We start from the raw sequence: 17898 nt of genomic DNA, 5'->3' as shown, positions 1-17898 counted from the left end.
GGCCGTCACACGCCATTCTTTAAAGGTTACCGTCCACAGTTTTACTTCCGTACCACTGACGTAACAGGTGCTGTTGAGCTGCCTGAAGGCGTAGAGATGGTAATGCCAGGCGACAACCTGAAATTTGTTGTTGAGCTGATTGCGCCAATCGCGATGGACGAAGGTCTGCGTTTTGCAATCCGTGAAGGTGGTAGAACTGTTGGTGCAGGTGTTGTTTCTAAGATTATCGAATAATCTGAAACACACTTAGAGCTAACAAGAAAAAAGGTCGCGTAAGCGGCCTTTTTTGTGTCTGTGATCCGTCCTGAATAGGTATATCTGGCCTGTCAGTCCATGACAACGTAAATGTGCTGTATTTTCCGTCTAACCCTGCTTATCGCTTTAAGTAACCTGAGTGACCCGTAGTGCCCCGGGCAACCTGCCGCTGCTTTGCCCTTATTTCCCTACATCTATTAATTTAATCTCACCAACGCCTGGCAATTACAATAAACTAACGCTGACATTTATTGGGCTTTTATAAAGTAAGGGCGTGGCCATTCACCTGTTCAAACAGCGTTAACCTGCAATCTGACAGTCATAATCGGCGTTTATTATATATAAAAATAATAACGTAGCAGCCCTATGAAATTTAACTCTATAAAGTCGCGCATGCTTTTGATGCTGTTTATCTGTATTACTGGTATGTCATTACTGATTATAAGTCAGCAATTTTTTACCCAGAAACTAGTATCACTGCATCAGCAACACGCCTCGTTATTAAGGTTAGGCCAGGATTTGTTGCAAATGCGCCGGCATGAAAAAGATTTCCTGCTTCGTCATCAGATTGATTACTACAACCGCTTCACAGTTCGTGCGCGCCATTTTCATCAACAACTGGACCAGCTCTCTCCAGTGTTAACCAAGCATGGTTTTGCCAGAGAAATTCCCACCCAGTTGAAAAAAAGTATGCAAGACTACGCGCGCTTGTTTGAGCAGGTAGTTGAATTACAGACCCAAATAGGTCTGTCTGCATCGCTGGGTCTCACCGGCGAGTTGGCTGAAAGCGAAAGACAAATGGCAATGTTTAGCATGCCAGACGGGCTATTTGCAAAAGCCCGCTTATCAGCCCGGGAGTTTATGCTATTTCAGGATCCCGATGCAATACATCAGTTTTACCGGTTAGTCAGCCAGGCAAAAGCAGACGCTGCGTCCCCCCGCTCAGCAGCGGTGTTAGATGATTACGAAGCTACGTTTACACAGCTTGTTAGCGCCATGAAAACCATGGGACTGACACACAGTGACGGCTTAAGAGGTCGTTTTCGCCGTCAGGCCCATGAGGTAGAAGAACTGCTAAGGGAAATTGATAGTGCACTACAACCGCTTATTATCACGCAAACCAGACAAGTTAAGCTGTATAGTCTGGTGATAGCGATACTTACCAGCGCTGTTTTGATTCTGTTGCTGATCAAAAGCTTCGCGACATTTCACCGGGCTTTTGCTAACTTTGTGATGTTTTTCTACCGTTGCAAGCGGGAGTATCAGCGTATCGACCCTAAACAGCTTGGGTTTGCAGAGTTTAAATCACTGGCAGAACTTGCTAACGAAATGGTGGAATCCCGGCGATCCACGGAGGAACGCCTGGCAAAAACACAAGCAGCATTGGATGATAAAAATAATGTTAAAAAACAACCTGGCAATCTATAGCTAATACCGGGAGCAGAATGAAGTATAACCAACTTGGAAGCAGTGGAATATCGGTCTCAGAGATATGTCTTGGAACTATGACCTGGGGGATCCAAAACACCCAGCAAGATGCCGATGCGCAAATGTCTTTGGCGCTGGACTCGGGGATCAATGTAATGGATACGGCAGAGATGTATCCGGTACCGCCCAATGCTCCAACTTACGCCGACACTGAGCGCACTATCGGGAACTGGCTAAGCCGGCATCAAAGCAAGCGTGAAAAATTAGTTATCATGTCTAAAATTGCGGGTGGCGGGATCTCCTGGATCCGTGACGGTGCTGGCATAACAGAGCAAGCTATTTCCTCTTCAATTGATGCATCATTAAAAAGACTCCAGACCGATTATATTGATGTTTATCAGCTCCACTGGCCTAACCGTCCTACGCCCCATTTCGGCAAGCAATGGGTGGGCATGACTAATCCCACGCAGATTGATAAAGAACATGAAATTCATCAGATGCGTGGCATTGTCCTGGCGCTGGGTGAAGCGATAAAGGCCGGTAAAATCAGGCATTGGGGATTATCAGATGATACGCCCTGGGGAATTCATACGTTTTTGACATTATGTGATGAAGCTAACGTGCCCAGGCCGGTATCCATTCAAAATGAATTCAGCTTACTGCACGCTAAAGATTGGCCCTATCTGATTGAAATGTGTCACCTTGAGGATATTGCTTACTTGCCCTGGTCTCCACTGGCCACAGGAATGTTAAGCGGTAAATATCAAAACGGAGCCCGTCCTGAAGGTTCTCGCTGGACTTACGTTCAGCGACAGGGTTTGTTTCGCGATACCGAAATGGCGAATGAGGCTACAGCCCATTACGCCAATATTGCCCGTAAGGAAGGTATATCACCAGCGCAACTGGCATTAGCATGGTGCAAAAATGTACCAGGTGTAAGCTCTACAATCATTGGTGCGACGTCGACGGCGCAGTTGCAGGAAAATATCGAGGCATTTTCTAAAGTGTTGTCTGCCGAGGCGACAGAGGCGATAGACCGTACATTACAGCGCTATCCGCTTGCGTTTTAGTCATATATTGAAAATAATAAAAAAAGCGGACACAGTCCGCTTTTTTTATCCTGTTGTCTTTAAAACGCGTACTTAGCAGAAATCTGGATACGGTTCATATCCCCCTCAAGTCCCGCTTCAATTTCGCGCTTAGCAAATGTGTATTCCGCACCTACAGTGATTGCACTGGTAGGCGAGTAAAGATAGTTAACACGGGTACTATAGGTGCTCTCTGTTACACCCATACCGGTTAGTGCGGTATCGTTGTCGACATTCAGTGCCGAGAAAGTAACTGATGATCGAGCTCGTTCACTCCACATGTGCCGGTAAGCAAGAGAATATCCGTATGAATCAATGGTCTCAAGCTGATTATCCTGAGTGATCACAACACCATTGGCGGTATTAAGCGATGAATAGCGGCCCATGCCTACACCAGTATTGAACATCATGCGGATATCATCGCCTGAGCCTAAATTGATTTTGCTCGAAATAGCAATGCCGTAGCCAGTTTCATCGTCGTCAATTAATGCACCATCATTATAAGACAGCTGACGCACGAGACCTGCAACTTTCACATGTCCCCAGTCATCCTGCATGGTATACGCCGCGATGAGATCAGGCACAGAGTTATCATCTGCCACAATCCGTCCGGCACCGCCGAATGGGGTCACAGTAGTTTCCGGGTTTTCCAGAGCAATCTGCAGCCCGCCATTAGTGTATCGAAGCATCGTCTGCCGATTAAAGGTTATACCATCTGTCACACCAATAAAGTCCAGTGTTTCGGGTAGAATCGAAACATCCATGAAGGTTGTCCATGTCTGGCCTACTAACCAGTTTTTGTATTGGATATAAGCGTGTCGCACGCGGGGGAGATAGGAACTGCTAATCCGCTCATTGCCACCGTCGGTAACCAGAAAATCCAGTTCCAGTACGCCTTTAATTGTCTCATTTCCATCCGCAGGCGTTTCGGTTGTAAATCTGAAACGTGACTGACGAATATGCGCATCAAACTGAACATCCTCATCGGGCCCACCCACCGGCGTCAGTGAAGGGATGTAGAATTCCCGCCCGATACTGCCTGAAGCAAGGGTTCCGTCAGAATAATCTGAAATCAGTGCGTCAGTTTTTATATAGCCGGAGAAAGATACTTTGGTATCGTCGAGTGTGGCGGCATTTACGCCTAAGCCTACTGCTGACATTGCGCAAACCACGGCGGTTTTTTTCAACGTATTTTTCATCAGTCTGTCCCGTGTGAGTGTGTTTGGTTATAATAATGTTAATTAATCGTGAATTCCCATAAGGGTGGACTAAGTATCGACTATATAAAATAAGCGGATAGTCGCATAAGACGATAGTCGTAGATCTTTTTTCGCTGGATTGACCAGGATGTCGCGGTAAGACCAAAGTCTCATTTTGCTTTAATCAATACTCGCTACATTGATGTATCAGTAAGCTGAAATTAAAATTTTACACCGGAGGCGCAAATTATGACTGCCAACAAGACGTATCCCGTTCCTGAACAAATTAAGCAATCCACCCATCTGGACGAAGCGCAATATACGCAAATGTATAAAGAATCGGTAGAGGATCCGTCTGGATTTTGGGGAAAACACGCCGATTTTCTCGACTGGTATACCCAACCATCCAAAGTCAAAAATACGCATTTTGGGAAAAATGATGTCTCTATCAAGTGGTTTGAAGATGGCGAGATTAACGCCAGCTACAACTGTATAGACCGTCACCTGGCCAACAATGCAAAAAAAGTTGCGCTTTACTGGGAGGGAGATTCTCCCGAAGATAGCGAAGAAATTACTTATCAGCAGCTTCACTACGAAGTGTGTAAGCTGGCCAACGGGCTTAAAAATTTAGGCGTCGGTAAGGGGGATCGGGTTGCGATCTATATGCCCATGGTGCCGCATGCTGCCTACGCGATGCTGGCCTGTGCCAGAATCGGTGCAGTTCATTCTGTGATTTTTGGTGGTTTTTCGCCTAATGCTATCGCTGACCGTATCAACGACAGCTCGGCAAAAGTGGTTATTACCTGTGATGAAGGTCGCCGTGGCGGCCGCAGCGTGCCACTCAAGCAAAATGTCGATAAAGCCCTCTCCCAAGGCGCATGTCCCTCCGTCACAAACGTGATATGCCATAAACTCACCGGCGGTGATGTTGCCTGGAATGATGATATCGACGTGGTCTGGGAAGAATTGGTCGAAGACTGCTCAGCACAGTGTGAACCTGAAGTAATGAACGCTGAAGATCCGCTGTTTATTTTATACACTTCAGGCTCCACTGGTACACCCAAAGGCGTGGTGCACACCACGGGCGGCTATCTTTTGTATACTGCTATGACATTCAAATATGCGTTTGATTATCAGGACAAAGATATTTTCTGGTGTTCAGCGGATGTAGGTTGGATTACCGGCCATAGTTACATGGTTTATGGCCCGATGGTTAACGGGGCCTCTCAAGTGTTTTTTGAAGGCGTACCGACTTACCCGGATGTACGTCGTATCGCCCAGGTTATTGAAAAGTATAAAGTAAATAGCTTTTATACCGCGCCTACTGCAATTCGGGCTCTTATGGCCCATGGAGACAAGCCCGCTGAGGGATGTGACCTGTCATCATTAAAGGTTCTGGGTACAGTAGGAGAGCCGATCAACCCTGAAGCATGGGAGTGGTATTACCGGGTCATAGGGCAGAGTAAGTGCCCGATTATGGATACCTGGTGGCAAACGGAAACCGGTGGACATATGATTACACCACTACCGGGTGCAACGTCATTAAAGCCTGGTTCTGCAACCCGACCATTTTTCGGTATTCAGCCGGCATTGTTTGATGCAGAAGGGAATGAGCTGGATGGCGAAGCGGAAGGTAATTTGGTTATTAAAGACAGCTGGCCAAGTCAGGCGCGAACTGTATATAACGACCATGAGCGTTTTATTAATACTTATTTTAGTGCCTATGAAGGCGTTTACTTTACCGGCGATGGCGCGCGGCGTGATGAGGACGGGTATTACTGGATCACCGGACGGGTGGATGATGTGTTGAATGTCTCCGGTCACCGCCTGGGTACCGCTGAAATTGAAAGCGCACTAGTGGCCCACAGTAAAGTAGCAGAAGCCGCTGTAGTTGGCTTCCCGCATGATCTGAAAGGGCAGGGTATTTATGTGTATGTTACGCCCAACGAAGGCGTAGAGCCCGATGAGGCGCTAACCAAAGAGCTTCGTGACTGGGTACGGCAGGAACTAAGTCCGATTGCTACACCGGATATGATCCAATGGTCGGTGGGGCTGCCCAAGACTCGTTCCGGCAAAATTATGCGGCGTATTTTGCGTAAAATTGCCGCCAATGAGCATGACCAGCTAGGTGACACCTCAACGTTGGCGGATCCCTCAGTTGTTGATACACTCATCGAGCAGAGGCTGAATAAATAAGGGATACTAATGATAACGCTGCTCATTGCTGACGATCATCCGTTGTACCGGGATGCCCTGAAGGGCGCGTTATCACTAAACTGGCCAGATCTAAACGTGCTGGAAGCCGGGGATCTCAACCAGACTGTCTCTCTTTTACAAAGTGAAGATGTTGATCTGTTGCTGCTGGACTTACATATGCCCGGCAGCAATGACTTATTTGGACTACTTCATATTCGTAAGCTTTTTCCCGGCCTGCCAGTGGCAGTGGTATCAGGTACTGAGGATGCCACAATTATCTCTAAAATTGTCGGAGTAGGTGCATTGGGTTTTATTCCAAAAACCGCCAGCTCTGGCGATATAGCAGAAGCTGTCGAGGTGATTCTTGATGGCGATATATGGGTACCGGAATCCGTCACCGGGCATCTGGAAGAAGTCGATGAGAGTTTCAGTGAGCTGGCAGATAATGTTGCCAACCTTACGCCTTCTCAGTACAAGGTTTTATGCTATATGCGGGATGGCCTGCTTAACAAGCAAATTGGCTATAACCTGGGCATTGCAGAAGCGACCGTGAAGGCCCATGTTACCGCGATTTTCAAAAAGCTGGGTATTAACAACCGTACTCAGGCAGTACTGATTGCCTCACAACTGGAATTAGAGCCGCCGGTTCAAAAACAAACCTGACGGCGAATTATGTCAGGCTTTTTCAGGCGACAAAAGATAGTCAAATTCCGGGTCGACAATCAATCGGCCCGACATTGCCTCACGCCCCAATAACATCAGGTAAGTCATTTCTGAGCGGTCCGTTAGTGTCAGCTGGATGTCCCATCGTTGTCCCGCCATTTCAATTGGCGTTTGGATAACGTACCGACGTTCGCGGGTGGCCGTGGAACTTTTGACGCGCTTTTGCCCCAACACCGGCGACTGACGACGGGTTACCGTCTCAACGTTATGAATGTCCGGATGGATGTCAAAACTGACCCAAAGCTCGCCATCCTGCTCAAACTCTTCCAAATTATCCACATGCAGTGAAGATGTCGCTGCCCCGCTGTCTACCCGCACGTGCAAATCTGTAATGGCAAGATCGGGTAAATTGCAAAGCTCCAGCGCGCCAACAATACTTTTATGTTCTATATTCGAATTGCTCAACGTTTTATACCTTTACTCGGAATCTGATTGTTCAGTGGGTACCAGACTATCCTGAAGTAACTCCACATGTTCAGCCACCGCTTCAGCACGGCTAAAATAAGCAACGTGATAGATAGCTTCACCCTCCTGCGCCAGGGGAATATTCTGCTTACCAATAACAACGCCTTCAGCAGGGCAAATAATGGTTGCCTGCGGTTCTCCAAACGGGTCAGCAACAACCGCCAGCCGGTCACCTTTTTCTACATGATCACCCAGCTGCGCGATATGGGTTACAAATCCGCTCTCCGGAGCGCGCACCCAGCCACTCTGATGCGCAATAAAACGCTGGATGTCGTGACCTTTACTTTTACGTTTATTAAGCATGCCTAAATGACGCATAGTGTTAATCACGCCTTTGACTCCTGCTCTTACCGAAAACTCGTCATAACGCAGCGCCTGACCGGCTTCATAAAGCAGCATTTTGACGCCTGCATCACTGGCTGCCTGACGAAGCGAGCCATCTCTGATATCGGCATTGAGTACAACAGGCACACCAAAAGCCCTGGCCATCTCCATAACATCCTCATCATCCAGGTTGGCCCGGATCTGAGGAATATTACTTCGATGAATAGCGCCGGTATGTAAATCAATGCCTACATCACATTTGCAAACGACTTCAGTAAAAAACAGGTTTGCCAGTCTCGCAGCCAGAGAGCCTTTCTTACTGCCCGGAAAACAGCGATTCAGGTCCCGCCTGTCTGGTAAATACCTCGATTGGTTAAGTACCCCATAAACATTAACCATGGGCACAGCGATAAGCGTGCCACGCATGCGTTCTATAGATTTGGAACGTATCAGGCGGGCCACAATTTCGATGCCGTTGAGCTCATCGCCATGAATGGCGGCACTGACAAACATGGTCGGGCCGGGACGCTTACCGCGTTTTACGTAAACCGGAATACTCATGCTTGTAGCAGTGTATAAAGGCGGCATTTCCAGCTGAATTTTGGTCGTTTCTCCGGGGGCAACAGCAATACCCCCAATGACTAAATCAGCATTTGACACTAACCTTTACCTCGTGTCTTTGTTTTGTGCGGCGTGGCATTTTTTTCTATAAATTCGATAATCATACCTGCCACATTTTTACTGGTTGATGTCTCGATGCCTTGCAGACCCGGCGACGAATTTACTTCCATAACCACCGGCCCGCTGTTAGCGCGCAGGATGTCTACACCGCAACAGTTCAGACCCATTGTACGGGCTGCATCCACTGCACATTTGCGTTCCTCGGGCGACAAGCGGACCAGACTGGCAGAACCACCCCGGTGAAGATTTGAACGAAATTCGCCCGGTGCGGCCTGTCGCTTCATGGCGGCCACAACTTTGTCGCCTACTACAAAGCACCGAATATCCGAGCCGCCTGCTTCTTTGATATATTCCTGCACCAAAATACTAGCGTTCAACCCCATAAACGCTTCGATGATAGACTCTGCTGCTTTCGCGGTATCGGCTAACACTACGCCAATTCCCTGCGTACCTTCCAGCAGCTTAATTACTACAGGAGCGCCACCGACATTCTTTATAAGATCGTCGATTTTATCCGGGTGGTGAGCAAACCCTGTACGAGGCATGCCGATACCCTTGCGGGAGAGTAATTGCAATGAACGAAGCTTGTCTCGTGAACGACTGATGGCAACAGACTCGTTAATGCTGTAGGTGCCCATCATTTCAAATTGTCTGACTACCGACGTTCCGTAAAAGCTCACTGATGCGCCAATGCGCGGAATCACTGCATCATATTTAGGCAGGCGCTTACCTTTGTAACGTACGGACGGGTTGGCACTGGTAATATCCATGTAACAGTGCATGGTATCAATGATTTCAACTTCATGGCCGCGTTCCAGGCCGGCTTCTTTAAGACGTCTGGTCGAATAAAGCTTCGGGTTTCTTGACAGTATTGCGATACGCATCGCAAAAATCCTTAATTTATAGGTAGGTTATGATTTGTACTGCCCTGGCAATACAAAAGTTCGAAGGTAGCATGACGGCATCGACTTGCTAAGTAAAATAATTTTGTAGTGACGACTGTATAATTTTATTTATTCGCTTTGGTCGCCGCCTCTTTCGTACTGGCTTCTTTAATATAGCGGGTCATGCTTTGCAGCAAGGCCCGTAGTTTTGCCGGTTTTATAGGTTTACTAAGATAATTGACGCCTTGTTCACGCGCCTGAGCCAGCAGAGCGTCTTCCTGATTTGCCGTAACCAGTGAGGCGGGTAATACTATATTCAGGTGGGCGCGTATGGCCTCAATCAAATCTAACCCGTTGTGATTTTCACTGAGCTGATAGTCCATCAGCAAAATCTGTGGGGAAAAAATTTCTGCCTGGGTAATCGCTTCATGCCAGCTATTGGCGGTCACCACCTTTACGCCCCATTTTTCCAGCAAAATGCTCAGCGCATCCAGATTTTCCTGTTGGTCGTCAACGCATAATACCCGCAACCCCTGAAACTGCGCAGGTCGGTGAGTACGGTTAGGCAAGTTTTTCTGCCGTTGTGACGCCTGGGGCAAAGTCAACGCAAAGCAACTGCCGCGGCCCGGTACCGAGTCCACCGTGATGGTCCCTTTTAACTGATTACTCAGTCGTCGTACTACGCCCAGACCGAGTCCCATACCCTGGCCCTGCGTTTCATCAGTGCGATAAAAATCGCTGAAAATCAAACCCTGATGCTCTTCGGATATGCCCACCCCGCTATCATAGATACGACAAATCACATGTTTATCGCTGACCACTACCCGAAACAGAATTCGTCCTGTCTCTGTGTATTTTACAGCGTTTGAAAGCAGGTTTTGAATCACACGGTACAGATAGGTTTTATCTGCCATCGCCCAGCAATTATGCATTCGGGCTTTCAGGCGCAAATTTTTCTCTTCTGCACGCATTGCCATTTCATCCAGCAAAGGAGCAAGGAGTGAGGGCAGGTGGACAGGCTCAAGCGAGGGTGTTAACTCTCCCTGATCAAGCCGAGCAATGTCCAGCAATGTTGCAATAAGTGTTTCGCTGGATGACACACTGTGGGACAGCTTTCGCACGATATTTTGCATGGATTCGGGTAATTCTCCCTCTTCCAGTGCACTGACATAGAGTTTTGCAGCATTTAGCGGTTGTAAAACATCATGGCTGGCTAACGCCAGAAAACGCGTTTTACTGGCATTGGCATCCTCTGCCGCTTTGCGGGCACGAATCAGCTCTTTTTCCGCTTCTGAACGCCGCTCTATTTCCAGCCTGAGTTCTGCATTTATTGAGTGAACTTCTTCAGTACGCTTTTTGATTCGCGCTTCCAGATCAATATTGGATTCTTCCAGCGCCTGCTGAATTTCGATGTGGCCGGTAATGTCAGTAAAACTGGTCACAAACCCGCCACCAGGCAGCGGGTTGCCTACCATTTCGATAACCCGTCCGTCACCACGCTGACGCGTAAACCGGTGCGGGGTACCGGCCCGCAAATGCTCCATGCGCTTTTCTACCTGATCATCAATATCTCCAGGTCCGAACTCACCCTGCTGGGCATTGTAATACACCAGCTTTTCTACCGCCGTGCCTACCGTCAACATGCCTTCAGGATAGGGGTACAAGGTAGTGTATTTTTTGTTCCAGGCGACCATGTTTAAATGCTTATCCACTACGCTTATTCCCTGATCAATATTCTCCAGAGAGGTCAGCAGGGCAGTCATATTAAACTGCATCGCCTGGGTGGTATCGTCAAAAAAGTTTATTACCTCAGCAAAGTCCAGCTTTTTCCCCCGCGTGATACTATCGATCAATACTTTAGCGCTGGCGGCGCCGATAACACCACCGAGGGCGCGCTCACAAAAAGACATGAAGTCATCATCAGGCAATGAACTGCGGGCTATTTGCAGGTGGTTGTGTTGTTCGTAATCTGCAATTAACTGCTCACACCGGCCGCTGCCCATGAATGTGGCCAAGAGCGTGATAAGGTCGCCAGCAGTGGTGGTTACTGCCAGTTTACCGCGGCTGGTAAGCCTCGCGTCAGCGGGGGCGACAAAGGCTTCCGCCTGAATTTTGTCAATCAACCTTGGCGGTGCGAATAAGCTAAAGCCAATATAGGCAACAATATTTGCCAGTAAACTGATCATCGCGCCCTGACTGTAAATAGCATTTTGGGCCTGGCTGGGGGCATCGCTGTTAAGCAGAGGCAGCACCAGCCACAGAATCCAGGTTGTCAGTCCAACCAGCAGGCCAGCGTACACACCATGGGCATGACCTCGTTTCCAGTACAACCCGCCTACGATTGCCGGCAACAGCTGAATAACCAGCGAAAATGCGATAAGACCGATGGAGTGCAGTGAACGACTGTAGGTCATCTGCTGATGGTAGATAAAAGCCAGTAGCAGAATGAGTCCAATCACCAGCCGGCGCATCAGTCTGATGTTACGGGTGTAGTCACGGGTGTTATGGGCATCGCCTCTTAATGCAAATATACGAGGCAAAATCACATCGTTGGTCAACATGGTACTCAGCGTCAGGGTGGCCACGATGATCATGGCAGTGGCAGCAGATAGTCCGCCTATAAACACAATAACTTGTAGGAATAAAGACTCCGAGTACATCGCCAGCGATAGCACATAGGTATCAGGCTCAACAGTGTTCTGGTCGAATAAAATATTGCCTGCTACTGCGATAATGGGAATAACGGTGGCGATAATCGCCAGGTACAACGGAAATAACCAGCGGGCTGTTTTCAGGTGGCTCAGGCTGAGATTATCGATAATGGCAACGTGAAACTGGCGGGGCAAACAAATCACCGCGGCAGCGGCCATAACGGTCTGGGCAATAAAACTCATAGAGCCGAACTGGCTTAAGGCTTCTTTACTAAAAAACACTTTGGACACAGAGATAGTCTGTTCACTATTCCATGCCGAATAACCTACTACAGCCACAAGCACCAGGGCTAAAAGCTTGATGGACGATTCAAACGAGATAGCCAGCATGAGACCACGCCGATACTCTGTCACATCAGTTTGTTTGGTGCCGAAGTAAATCGCAAATACCGCAATAAACAGTGTCGCGACTATAATGATAAGATGAGTATCAGGCTGTTGGGTTAGCAACTGAAACATTGAGCCGATGGCTTTCAGCTGCAAAGCGATATAAGGAATGGTCGCCAATAGCGCAATCAATGTTACCAGTAACGCCACGGTTTGCCGCTTGCCGTATCGCGAGGCGATAAAGTCAGCCACCGTTGTAATATGTTGTTTTTTACTGACCACAGTCAGCTTCTTGATAAACCGATAGCCAAATAGATAAACCAGAATAGGGCCCAGTAGAATGGGCAGATAATCCCATGAATACTGACTAGCCTGACCTACCGCACCAAAAAATGTCCAGGCGGTGCAGTAAATGGCCAGCGCCAGAGAATATATCGCAGGATGCGAAGTCAGCCATCTTGCGGTTGGCGAGTTACGGTCTCCCCAACGGGCGATATAAAACAAACCCACCAGATAAAACAGCGCCAGCGCAATCCACCCAAACGTCATAATTGTTTACACCTGCTTAACATTACTATGTGAATAATATCCTGTTTAGTATGGCATCGACCTACGACCATCGTCGCATTTGTAGATTTACTGACCAGGGCTAGAGTATATAAAGGCTTTCCTGCCAAAGGTTTTTTCTGTTATTCGACTTAGTCTCAGACAGCTACTGATAACAGAAAGAATCGTTGGTTGGAATAATGTAAAAAATAAACATTTAGTTAACCTGGTAAGAGGGGAAAGACAATGGCGTTTAGAAATGACGATGACAAAGTCGCTTACTGGAAAGAGAATCTCTCTCTTCTGGTAAAGCTGCTCGTTATTTGGTTCGTCGTATCGTTTGGTGCGGGGATCCTGTTTGTGGATGCGCTGAATCAGATTCAGTTTTTTGGCTTTAAACTTGGCTTCTGGTTCGCCCAGCAAGGTGCAATTTATGTGTTCGTGGCACTGATTTTTGTCTATATGGCAAAAATGAATGCGCTGGACAAAAAGTACGGCGTAAACGAGGAATAATACCATGGATATTCAAACACTTACATTTCTAATCGTGGGTGCCACATTTGTGTTGTACATAGCGATTGCGATCTGGGCCAGAGCCGGATCTACCAATGATTTTTATGTCGCAGGCGGTGGGGTTCCTCCGGTACTAAACGGTATGGCTACAGCGGCAGACTGGATGTCGGCAGCGTCATTTATCTCCATGGCAGGACTGATTTCCTTCATGGGATACGACGGTGCTGTTTATCTGATGGGCTGGACAGGCGGCTATGTACTACTGGCACTTTGTCTGGCTCCTTACCTGCGCAAATTCGGTAAATTTACTGTACCGGATTTTATTGGTGACCGCTACTACTCGCAAACTGCCCGCACCGTTGCTGTATTCTGTGCCATCTTTGTTTGCTTTACCTATGTAGCCGGCCAGATGCGCGGCGTAGGCGTGGTGTTCAGCCGCTTTTTGGAAGTCGATATTGTAACTGGCGTGTTGATAGGTATGGCCATTGTCTTTTTCTACACGGTACTGGGTGGCATGAAAGGCATTACCTACACTCAGGTAGCACAGTTTTGTGTAATGGTATTTGCCTATGTGGTACCGGCCGTTTTCATCTCCATTATGCTCACCGGTCATATTCTGCCGCAAACAGGCTTTGGGGCCACGCTTGCCGACGGGTCGGGGGTATATATGCTGGAAAATCTCGACAGGATATTGGTGGACCTGGGCTTTAATGAATATACGTCCGGTACCAAGAGTACTATTGATGTGTTCTTCATCACTTTTGCTCTGATGGTGGGTACCGCAGGGTTGCCCCACGTTATCGTGCGCTTTTTCACAGTACCTAAGGTGAGTGATGCGCGTAAGAGTGCAGGGTGGGCATTGGCCTTTATCGCTATCGTCTATACCACAGCGCCTTCCCTCGCCGCTTTTGCGCGGACCAACATGATAGATACTATCAACGGGCCGGACATGCAGGGCACCGAATATGCTGAAGCGCCCATGTGGATCAAAAACTGGGAAAAGACCGGCCTGATTGAATGGAACGACCAAAACAACGATGGCAAAATGTTTTATTCAGGCGATGAGCGCAACGAAATGCAGGTGGATCGCGACATTATGGTTCTGGCGAACCCGGAGATCGCGAATTTACCAGCATGGGTAATTGCACTGGTTGCTGCCGGTGGCGTTGCTGCCGCGTTGTCGACCTCGGCCGGCCTCTTGCTGGTAATCTCGACATCGGTCTCGCACGATTTGCTCAAACGAAACTTCGCGCCGAATATTTCGGATAAGGCAGAACTACTTTACGCAAGGATGGCTGCAGCCATCGCGATACTCATTGCCGGTTACTTTGGAATTAATCCCCCCGGCTTTGTGGCGCAGGTGGTCGCCTTTGCGTTCGGCCTCGCAGCATCCAGCTTCTTCCCGGCTATCATCATGGGCATTTTTAGCAAGCGCATGAATGATAAAGGAGCAGTGGCTGGTATGTTGGCCGGAATAACCTTTACCGCCGCCTACATCATTTACTTTAAGTTCATCAACCCGGCGGCAAGCGTACCGGAGAACTGGTGGTTTGGAATATCGCCTGAAGGTATTGGTACCCTGGGTATGGTGGTGAACTTTGTGGTGGCATTCTTAGTGTTCAAATGCACAAAAGATGCACCGGAGGAAATACAACAACTTGTGGAAAGCATACGCTATCCAAAAGGCTCCGGCGCTGCTTCAGCCCACTAAACGGCCAAAGCCCACCTTTTAAGGTGGGCTTTTACCTTTATAAGGAGTCTTACTATGCAGGTTGCCTCGCAACAGGTTATTGATTTTCTCTCTCATTCGGCGCCTTTTGATACATTGAGTGAGTCGGCCCTGAACACGCTGGTGCAGGGGATTACAATGGTTTATCTTTCCCCGGAAAATGTAGCCTCAATGATCGATGTCCGTAGTCAGGACTTGTATCTGATTTCCAGCGGCCAGTTTACGATTAAAAAAGGCCAGAACACGATTCGTCATGTTTCTGAAGGAGATTATTTTAATTACTCAGCGATAATCGATGATAACGACGAACCACTGAATATCACCGTAGATGAAGGTGGTCTGGTTTATGTGATAAGCGCAGCGACATTTCGTACAGCGAGACAGTTTTCCGCAGTGGAAATTTTTTTTCGGACCATGGAAAGCGATACGTTGCAAAGTCAGGCATTGCAAAGCTCAAATTCCATCTGGCTGCATAAGCCATTGCATGAAACGCTCAAACAAGAGCCAATCACAACAAACAGCTCGACATCTGTTCAGGAAGCGGCAAAAACTATGTCGACCCATGGCGTGTCCTCCCTGATTATTATTGAAGACAATGCACTGGTGGGGATTGTTACCGACCGTGATCTGCGTAATCGGGTAGTCGCACAAGGGCTGGATTTAGCCCGGCCAGTGGCGGATATCATGACCGCTAACCCTGCGATGGTCAGTGAACAACAAACATTGTTTGATGCCATGACCCTGATGAGTGAACACAATGTGCATCATTTGCCTGTCACCAAGAATGGCAGCAGGCAGCCAGTGGGGATTATTACCGCATCAGATGTTATTCGAATGCAACGTGCCAACGTTCTTTTTATAATAGGGGCCTTAGTAAAAGCGGCCAATTTATACGAACTTTCCAGGCTTGCCTGGCAGATTCCACATTATTTTTCGTCCCATGCAAAACGGCCCGGTGACTTTGATATTGCGGGGAAAGTGCTGTCTCAGGCTACCGATATTATGACGCGCAAACTCATCGAGTTTTACCGCGAAGAACATGGCGCTGCGCCAATGAAGTGGTGTTGGCTGGTGTATGGGTCGCAAGCGCGCGAAGATCAAACCATGGGCTCAGACCAGGACAACGGCTTGCTGCTGGAAGATACGCCCAGCGAGGCTCAGTCGCTATGGTTTGCCGGTATGGCCGAGTATGTTTGTCAGGGGTTGGCCAAGTGCGGCATCAAACTGTGTAGCGGCAATATGATGGCCAGTAACCCTGCGCTCAGGCTGTCTGTCGATAAGGCCATTGATGAAGCTCGTCGCTGGGTGGAGCAACCGACCACGGCTGCCATTCTTGAGTTCAATATATTTCTGGACGTACGGCCTGTAGCCGGTGATACAGCGTTATTCGATAAAATGCAACGCCACCGGTTGCCGCTGTTCAGCCAAAGTATCTTTCTGGCCGCGCTGGCGCGAAGTACAGGCGAACTGGCCGTACCGTTGTCGATGTTTCAGAAGTTTGTGTACGCTAAAAATGCACCGACCAAAGAGGCGATTGATATAAAAACCGGAGCTGTGGCAATAATAAATAATCTGGCGCGCCTGTATGCGCTTGCCGCACAGGTGCCTAAAAGTGGCACCGTCAATCGTTTCAACTCTCTGCCGCAGGAAAGCTTTTTATCGAAAAACGATGCCTCCAATTTAAAAGAAATCTGGTTGTTTCTGGGGCGATTGCGCTGGCGCCATCAGTTAATGAATAATACAACCGATAATTTTGTGCGAATCAATCAGCTCTCGTCCATTGAAAAACATCAGCTTAAAGCTGCTTTTAAAACGATTGACCGGGCGCAACAGGCGGCAGTGATGCATTTTAGTGGAGGGATGGGATGAGTGGTTGGCTACAGCGGCTATTAAGGCGTAGCGGGGTTTACGGTAACGCGCCTGACAGCCGTCTTGAACAGCCGCTGCGCACAGCTTCAATTTTGGGGCTGGACTTTGAACTTACCGGGCTGGATCCTGCTAATGCGCATATTACTTCGGTAGGTTGGGTGCAAGGGACAGGCGTGAGTATTTCCCCAGCCACAAGCTTTTACAGTACGGTAAAGACCTCACGCTCTTTAGAGCAGAGCCCGGTGATCCATGGTCTGACCGCCCCGGTTATTCGCCAGGGTGTCCCAGTCCGTAAGATAATGCAGCAAGTTTATCCGCTGATTAACAGCCATATCATCATTTGTCACCATGCTCTGTTAGAGCAGGGGATGCTGGTAAAGCTGGCTGCTTCGTTTCGGTTGGATACCAGCACTTTAATTATTATTGACACGATGCAGGTGGCCCGGTACCTGTTACTAAAACAAGGCGCCGTAATAAGTCATAATTCCCTTAAGCTCAGTGTTTGCCGGAAGCGATACAGCCTGCCAGATGCCCCTGAGCATGATGCCCTGGCCGATGCTCAGGCTTGCTATGAGTTGTGGCTGGCGCAGTCCTGTGAGCTTGGCATTGGTCCTGAAGACCCGATAAGCCGCTTGTCACACACCGGCGCGCTGATAGTGAAAAAAGTTGGTAAAAAACACCGCTAAATCATTGACAAGATCACGAACCTTGCGTAAATTGCGCATCCACAGCGAAACAGAGTTATCACTTTGTTATTGTTGGCCCAGGTGGTGAAATTGGTAGACACGCTAGCTTCAGGTGCTAGTGACCTCACGGTCGTGGCGGTTCAAGTCCGCCCCTGGGCACCATTCATTTCAATATTTATTCTCGTTAATATAATCGCTCACAATACTCAATTGAATATGTCGGCGGACTAATCCAGCCAAAAATCACAGATTTTTGTCGTTCAACGGCGCGCAA

Annotated in this window: 14 protein-coding genes and 1 tRNA gene; 10 read left to right on the top strand and 5 right to left on the bottom strand. The window is 48.3% G+C overall.

The annotated features are described in order from the left end of the window. The 3 genes from F458_RS0112810 to F458_RS0112800 all read left to right on the top strand — a co-directional run. Positions 1-234: EF-Tu C-terminal domain-related protein (locus F458_RS0112810; protein WP_018983832.1), on the top strand; the 234-nt coding region annotated here is incomplete at its 5' end. Positions 235-621: 387 nt separating this feature from the next. Beyond that, complete coding sequence (locus F458_RS0112805; RefSeq protein WP_018983831.1) at positions 622-1683, top strand: hypothetical protein; 1062 nt, start codon at positions 622-624, stop codon at positions 1681-1683. A 17-nt stretch (positions 1684-1700) separates the two neighbouring features. Further along, positions 1701-2753, top strand: coding sequence for an aldo/keto reductase (locus F458_RS0112800; RefSeq protein ID WP_026294674.1), 1053 nt, complete (start codon positions 1701-1703; stop codon positions 2751-2753). Between the two features lie 59 nt (positions 2754-2812). Here the strand turns inward: F458_RS0112800 and F458_RS0112795 are convergent, their stop codons facing one another. Continuing rightward, the gene (locus F458_RS0112795) at positions 2813-3970 is read right to left on the bottom strand and encodes a DcaP family trimeric outer membrane transporter (RefSeq protein ID WP_018983829.1); all 1158 of its coding nucleotides are present in this window, start codon (positions 3968-3970) and stop codon (positions 2813-2815) included. Between the two features lie 249 nt (positions 3971-4219). Between F458_RS0112795 and acs the strand changes: the two genes are divergently transcribed. Together acs and F458_RS0112785 are read left to right on the top strand one after the other, a co-directional pair. Further along, a complete protein-coding gene (gene acs, locus F458_RS0112790; RefSeq protein WP_018983828.1) occupies positions 4220-6166 on the top strand; it encodes an acetate--CoA ligase in 1947 nt (648 codons plus the stop codon). Positions 6167-6175: 9 nt separating this feature from the next. Further along, on the top strand, positions 6176-6829 hold the full coding sequence (locus F458_RS0112785) for a response regulator transcription factor (RefSeq protein WP_018983827.1): 654 nt from the start codon (positions 6176-6178) through the stop codon (positions 6827-6829). 12 nt (positions 6830-6841) lie between these two features. Here F458_RS0112785 and F458_RS0112780 read toward each other — a convergent pair whose 3' ends face one another. The 4 genes from F458_RS0112780 to F458_RS0112765 all read right to left on the bottom strand — a co-directional run bounded on the left by F458_RS0112780 (position 6842) and on the right by F458_RS0112765 (position 12830). Next, positions 6842-7279 (bottom strand): ATP-dependent zinc protease family protein, encoded by a 438-nt coding sequence (locus F458_RS0112780; RefSeq protein WP_026294673.1) that lies wholly within the window; start codon positions 7277-7279, stop codon positions 6842-6844. Positions 7280-7306: 27 nt separating this feature from the next. Beyond that, positions 7307-8338: a succinylglutamate desuccinylase/aspartoacylase family protein gene (locus F458_RS0112775; protein ID WP_018983825.1), complete on the bottom strand. Its 1032-nt coding sequence runs from the start codon at positions 8336-8338 to the stop codon at positions 7307-7309. Continuing rightward, positions 8338-9243, bottom strand: coding sequence for a 30S ribosomal protein S6--L-glutamate ligase (gene rimK / locus F458_RS0112770; protein ID WP_018983824.1), 906 nt, complete (start codon positions 9241-9243; stop codon positions 8338-8340). The genes F458_RS0112775 and rimK overlap by 1 nt, the downstream gene beginning before the upstream one ends. A 125-nt stretch (positions 9244-9368) precedes the next feature. Beyond that, positions 9369-12830, bottom strand: a complete 3462-nt coding sequence (locus tag F458_RS0112765; protein WP_018983823.1) for a PAS domain-containing hybrid sensor histidine kinase/response regulator — start codon at positions 12828-12830, stop codon at positions 9369-9371. Positions 12831-13073: 243 nt separating this feature from the next. On the opposite strand from F458_RS0112765, the gene F458_RS0112760 reads away from it, so the two are divergent. From F458_RS0112760 to F458_RS20940, 5 genes are all read left to right on the top strand, one after another. Next, the gene (locus F458_RS0112760) at positions 13074-13340 is read left to right on the top strand and encodes a DUF4212 domain-containing protein (protein ID WP_018983822.1); all 267 of its coding nucleotides are present in this window, start codon (positions 13074-13076) and stop codon (positions 13338-13340) included. Positions 13341-13344: 4 nt separating this feature from the next. Further along, positions 13345-15051 carry a sodium:solute symporter family protein gene (locus F458_RS0112755; protein WP_018983821.1) on the top strand — a complete coding sequence of 569 codons (1707 nt, stop codon included), beginning with the start codon at positions 13345-13347 and terminating at the stop codon, positions 15049-15051. 54 nt (positions 15052-15105) lie between these two features. Continuing rightward, the gene (locus F458_RS0112750; RefSeq protein WP_018983820.1) at positions 15106-16938 is read left to right on the top strand and encodes a DUF294 nucleotidyltransferase-like domain-containing protein; all 1833 of its coding nucleotides are present in this window, start codon (positions 15106-15108) and stop codon (positions 16936-16938) included. Then, a complete protein-coding gene (locus F458_RS19545) occupies positions 16935-17624 on the top strand; it encodes a 3'-5' exonuclease (protein WP_018983819.1) in 690 nt (229 codons plus the stop codon). Before F458_RS0112750 ends, F458_RS19545 begins: the two co-directional genes overlap by 4 nt. A gap of 75 nt (positions 17625-17699) precedes the next feature. Beyond that, positions 17700-17786, top strand: a tRNA-Leu gene (locus tag F458_RS20940). The last annotated feature ends 112 nt before the right edge of the window (positions 17787-17898 follow it).

It is taken from the genome of Salinimonas chungwhensis DSM 16280, assembly GCF_000378185.1.
Taxonomy (GTDB): Bacteria; Pseudomonadota; Gammaproteobacteria; order Enterobacterales; family Alteromonadaceae; genus Alteromonas; species Alteromonas chungwhensis.
Note: the sequence above shows the minus strand (reverse complement) of the source record. Positions and strands in the feature narration are given on the sequence as shown.

Bases quoted from the DNA above. Each gene is read 5' to 3' on its own strand.
- F458_RS0112805 (WP_018983831.1), top strand. From the start codon at position 622: ATGAAATTTAACTCTATAAAGTCGCGCATGCTTTTGATGCTGTTTATC.
- F458_RS0112800 (WP_026294674.1), top strand. From the start codon at position 1,701: ATGAAGTATAACCAACTTGGAAGCAGTGGAATATCGGTCTCAGAGATA.
- F458_RS0112795 (WP_018983829.1), bottom strand. From the start codon at position 3,970: ATGAAAAATACGTTGAAAAAAACCGCCGTGGTTTGCGCAATGTCAGCA.
- acs (WP_018983828.1), top strand. From the start codon at position 4,220: ATGACTGCCAACAAGACGTATCCCGTTCCTGAACAAATTAAGCAATCC.
- F458_RS0112785 (WP_018983827.1), top strand. From the start codon at position 6,176: ATGATAACGCTGCTCATTGCTGACGATCATCCGTTGTACCGGGATGCC.
- rimK (WP_018983824.1), bottom strand. From the start codon at position 9,243: ATGCGTATCGCAATACTGTCAAGAAACCCGAAGCTTTATTCGACCAGA.
- F458_RS0112765 (WP_018983823.1), bottom strand. From the start codon at position 12,830: ATGACGTTTGGGTGGATTGCGCTGGCGCTGTTTTATCTGGTGGGTTTG.
- F458_RS0112760 (WP_018983822.1), top strand. From the start codon at position 13,074: ATGGCGTTTAGAAATGACGATGACAAAGTCGCTTACTGGAAAGAGAAT.
- F458_RS0112755 (WP_018983821.1), top strand. From the start codon at position 13,345: ATGGATATTCAAACACTTACATTTCTAATCGTGGGTGCCACATTTGTG.
- F458_RS0112750 (WP_018983820.1), top strand. From the start codon at position 15,106: ATGCAGGTTGCCTCGCAACAGGTTATTGATTTTCTCTCTCATTCGGCG.
- F458_RS19545 (WP_018983819.1), top strand. From the start codon at position 16,935: ATGAGTGGTTGGCTACAGCGGCTATTAAGGCGTAGCGGGGTTTACGGT.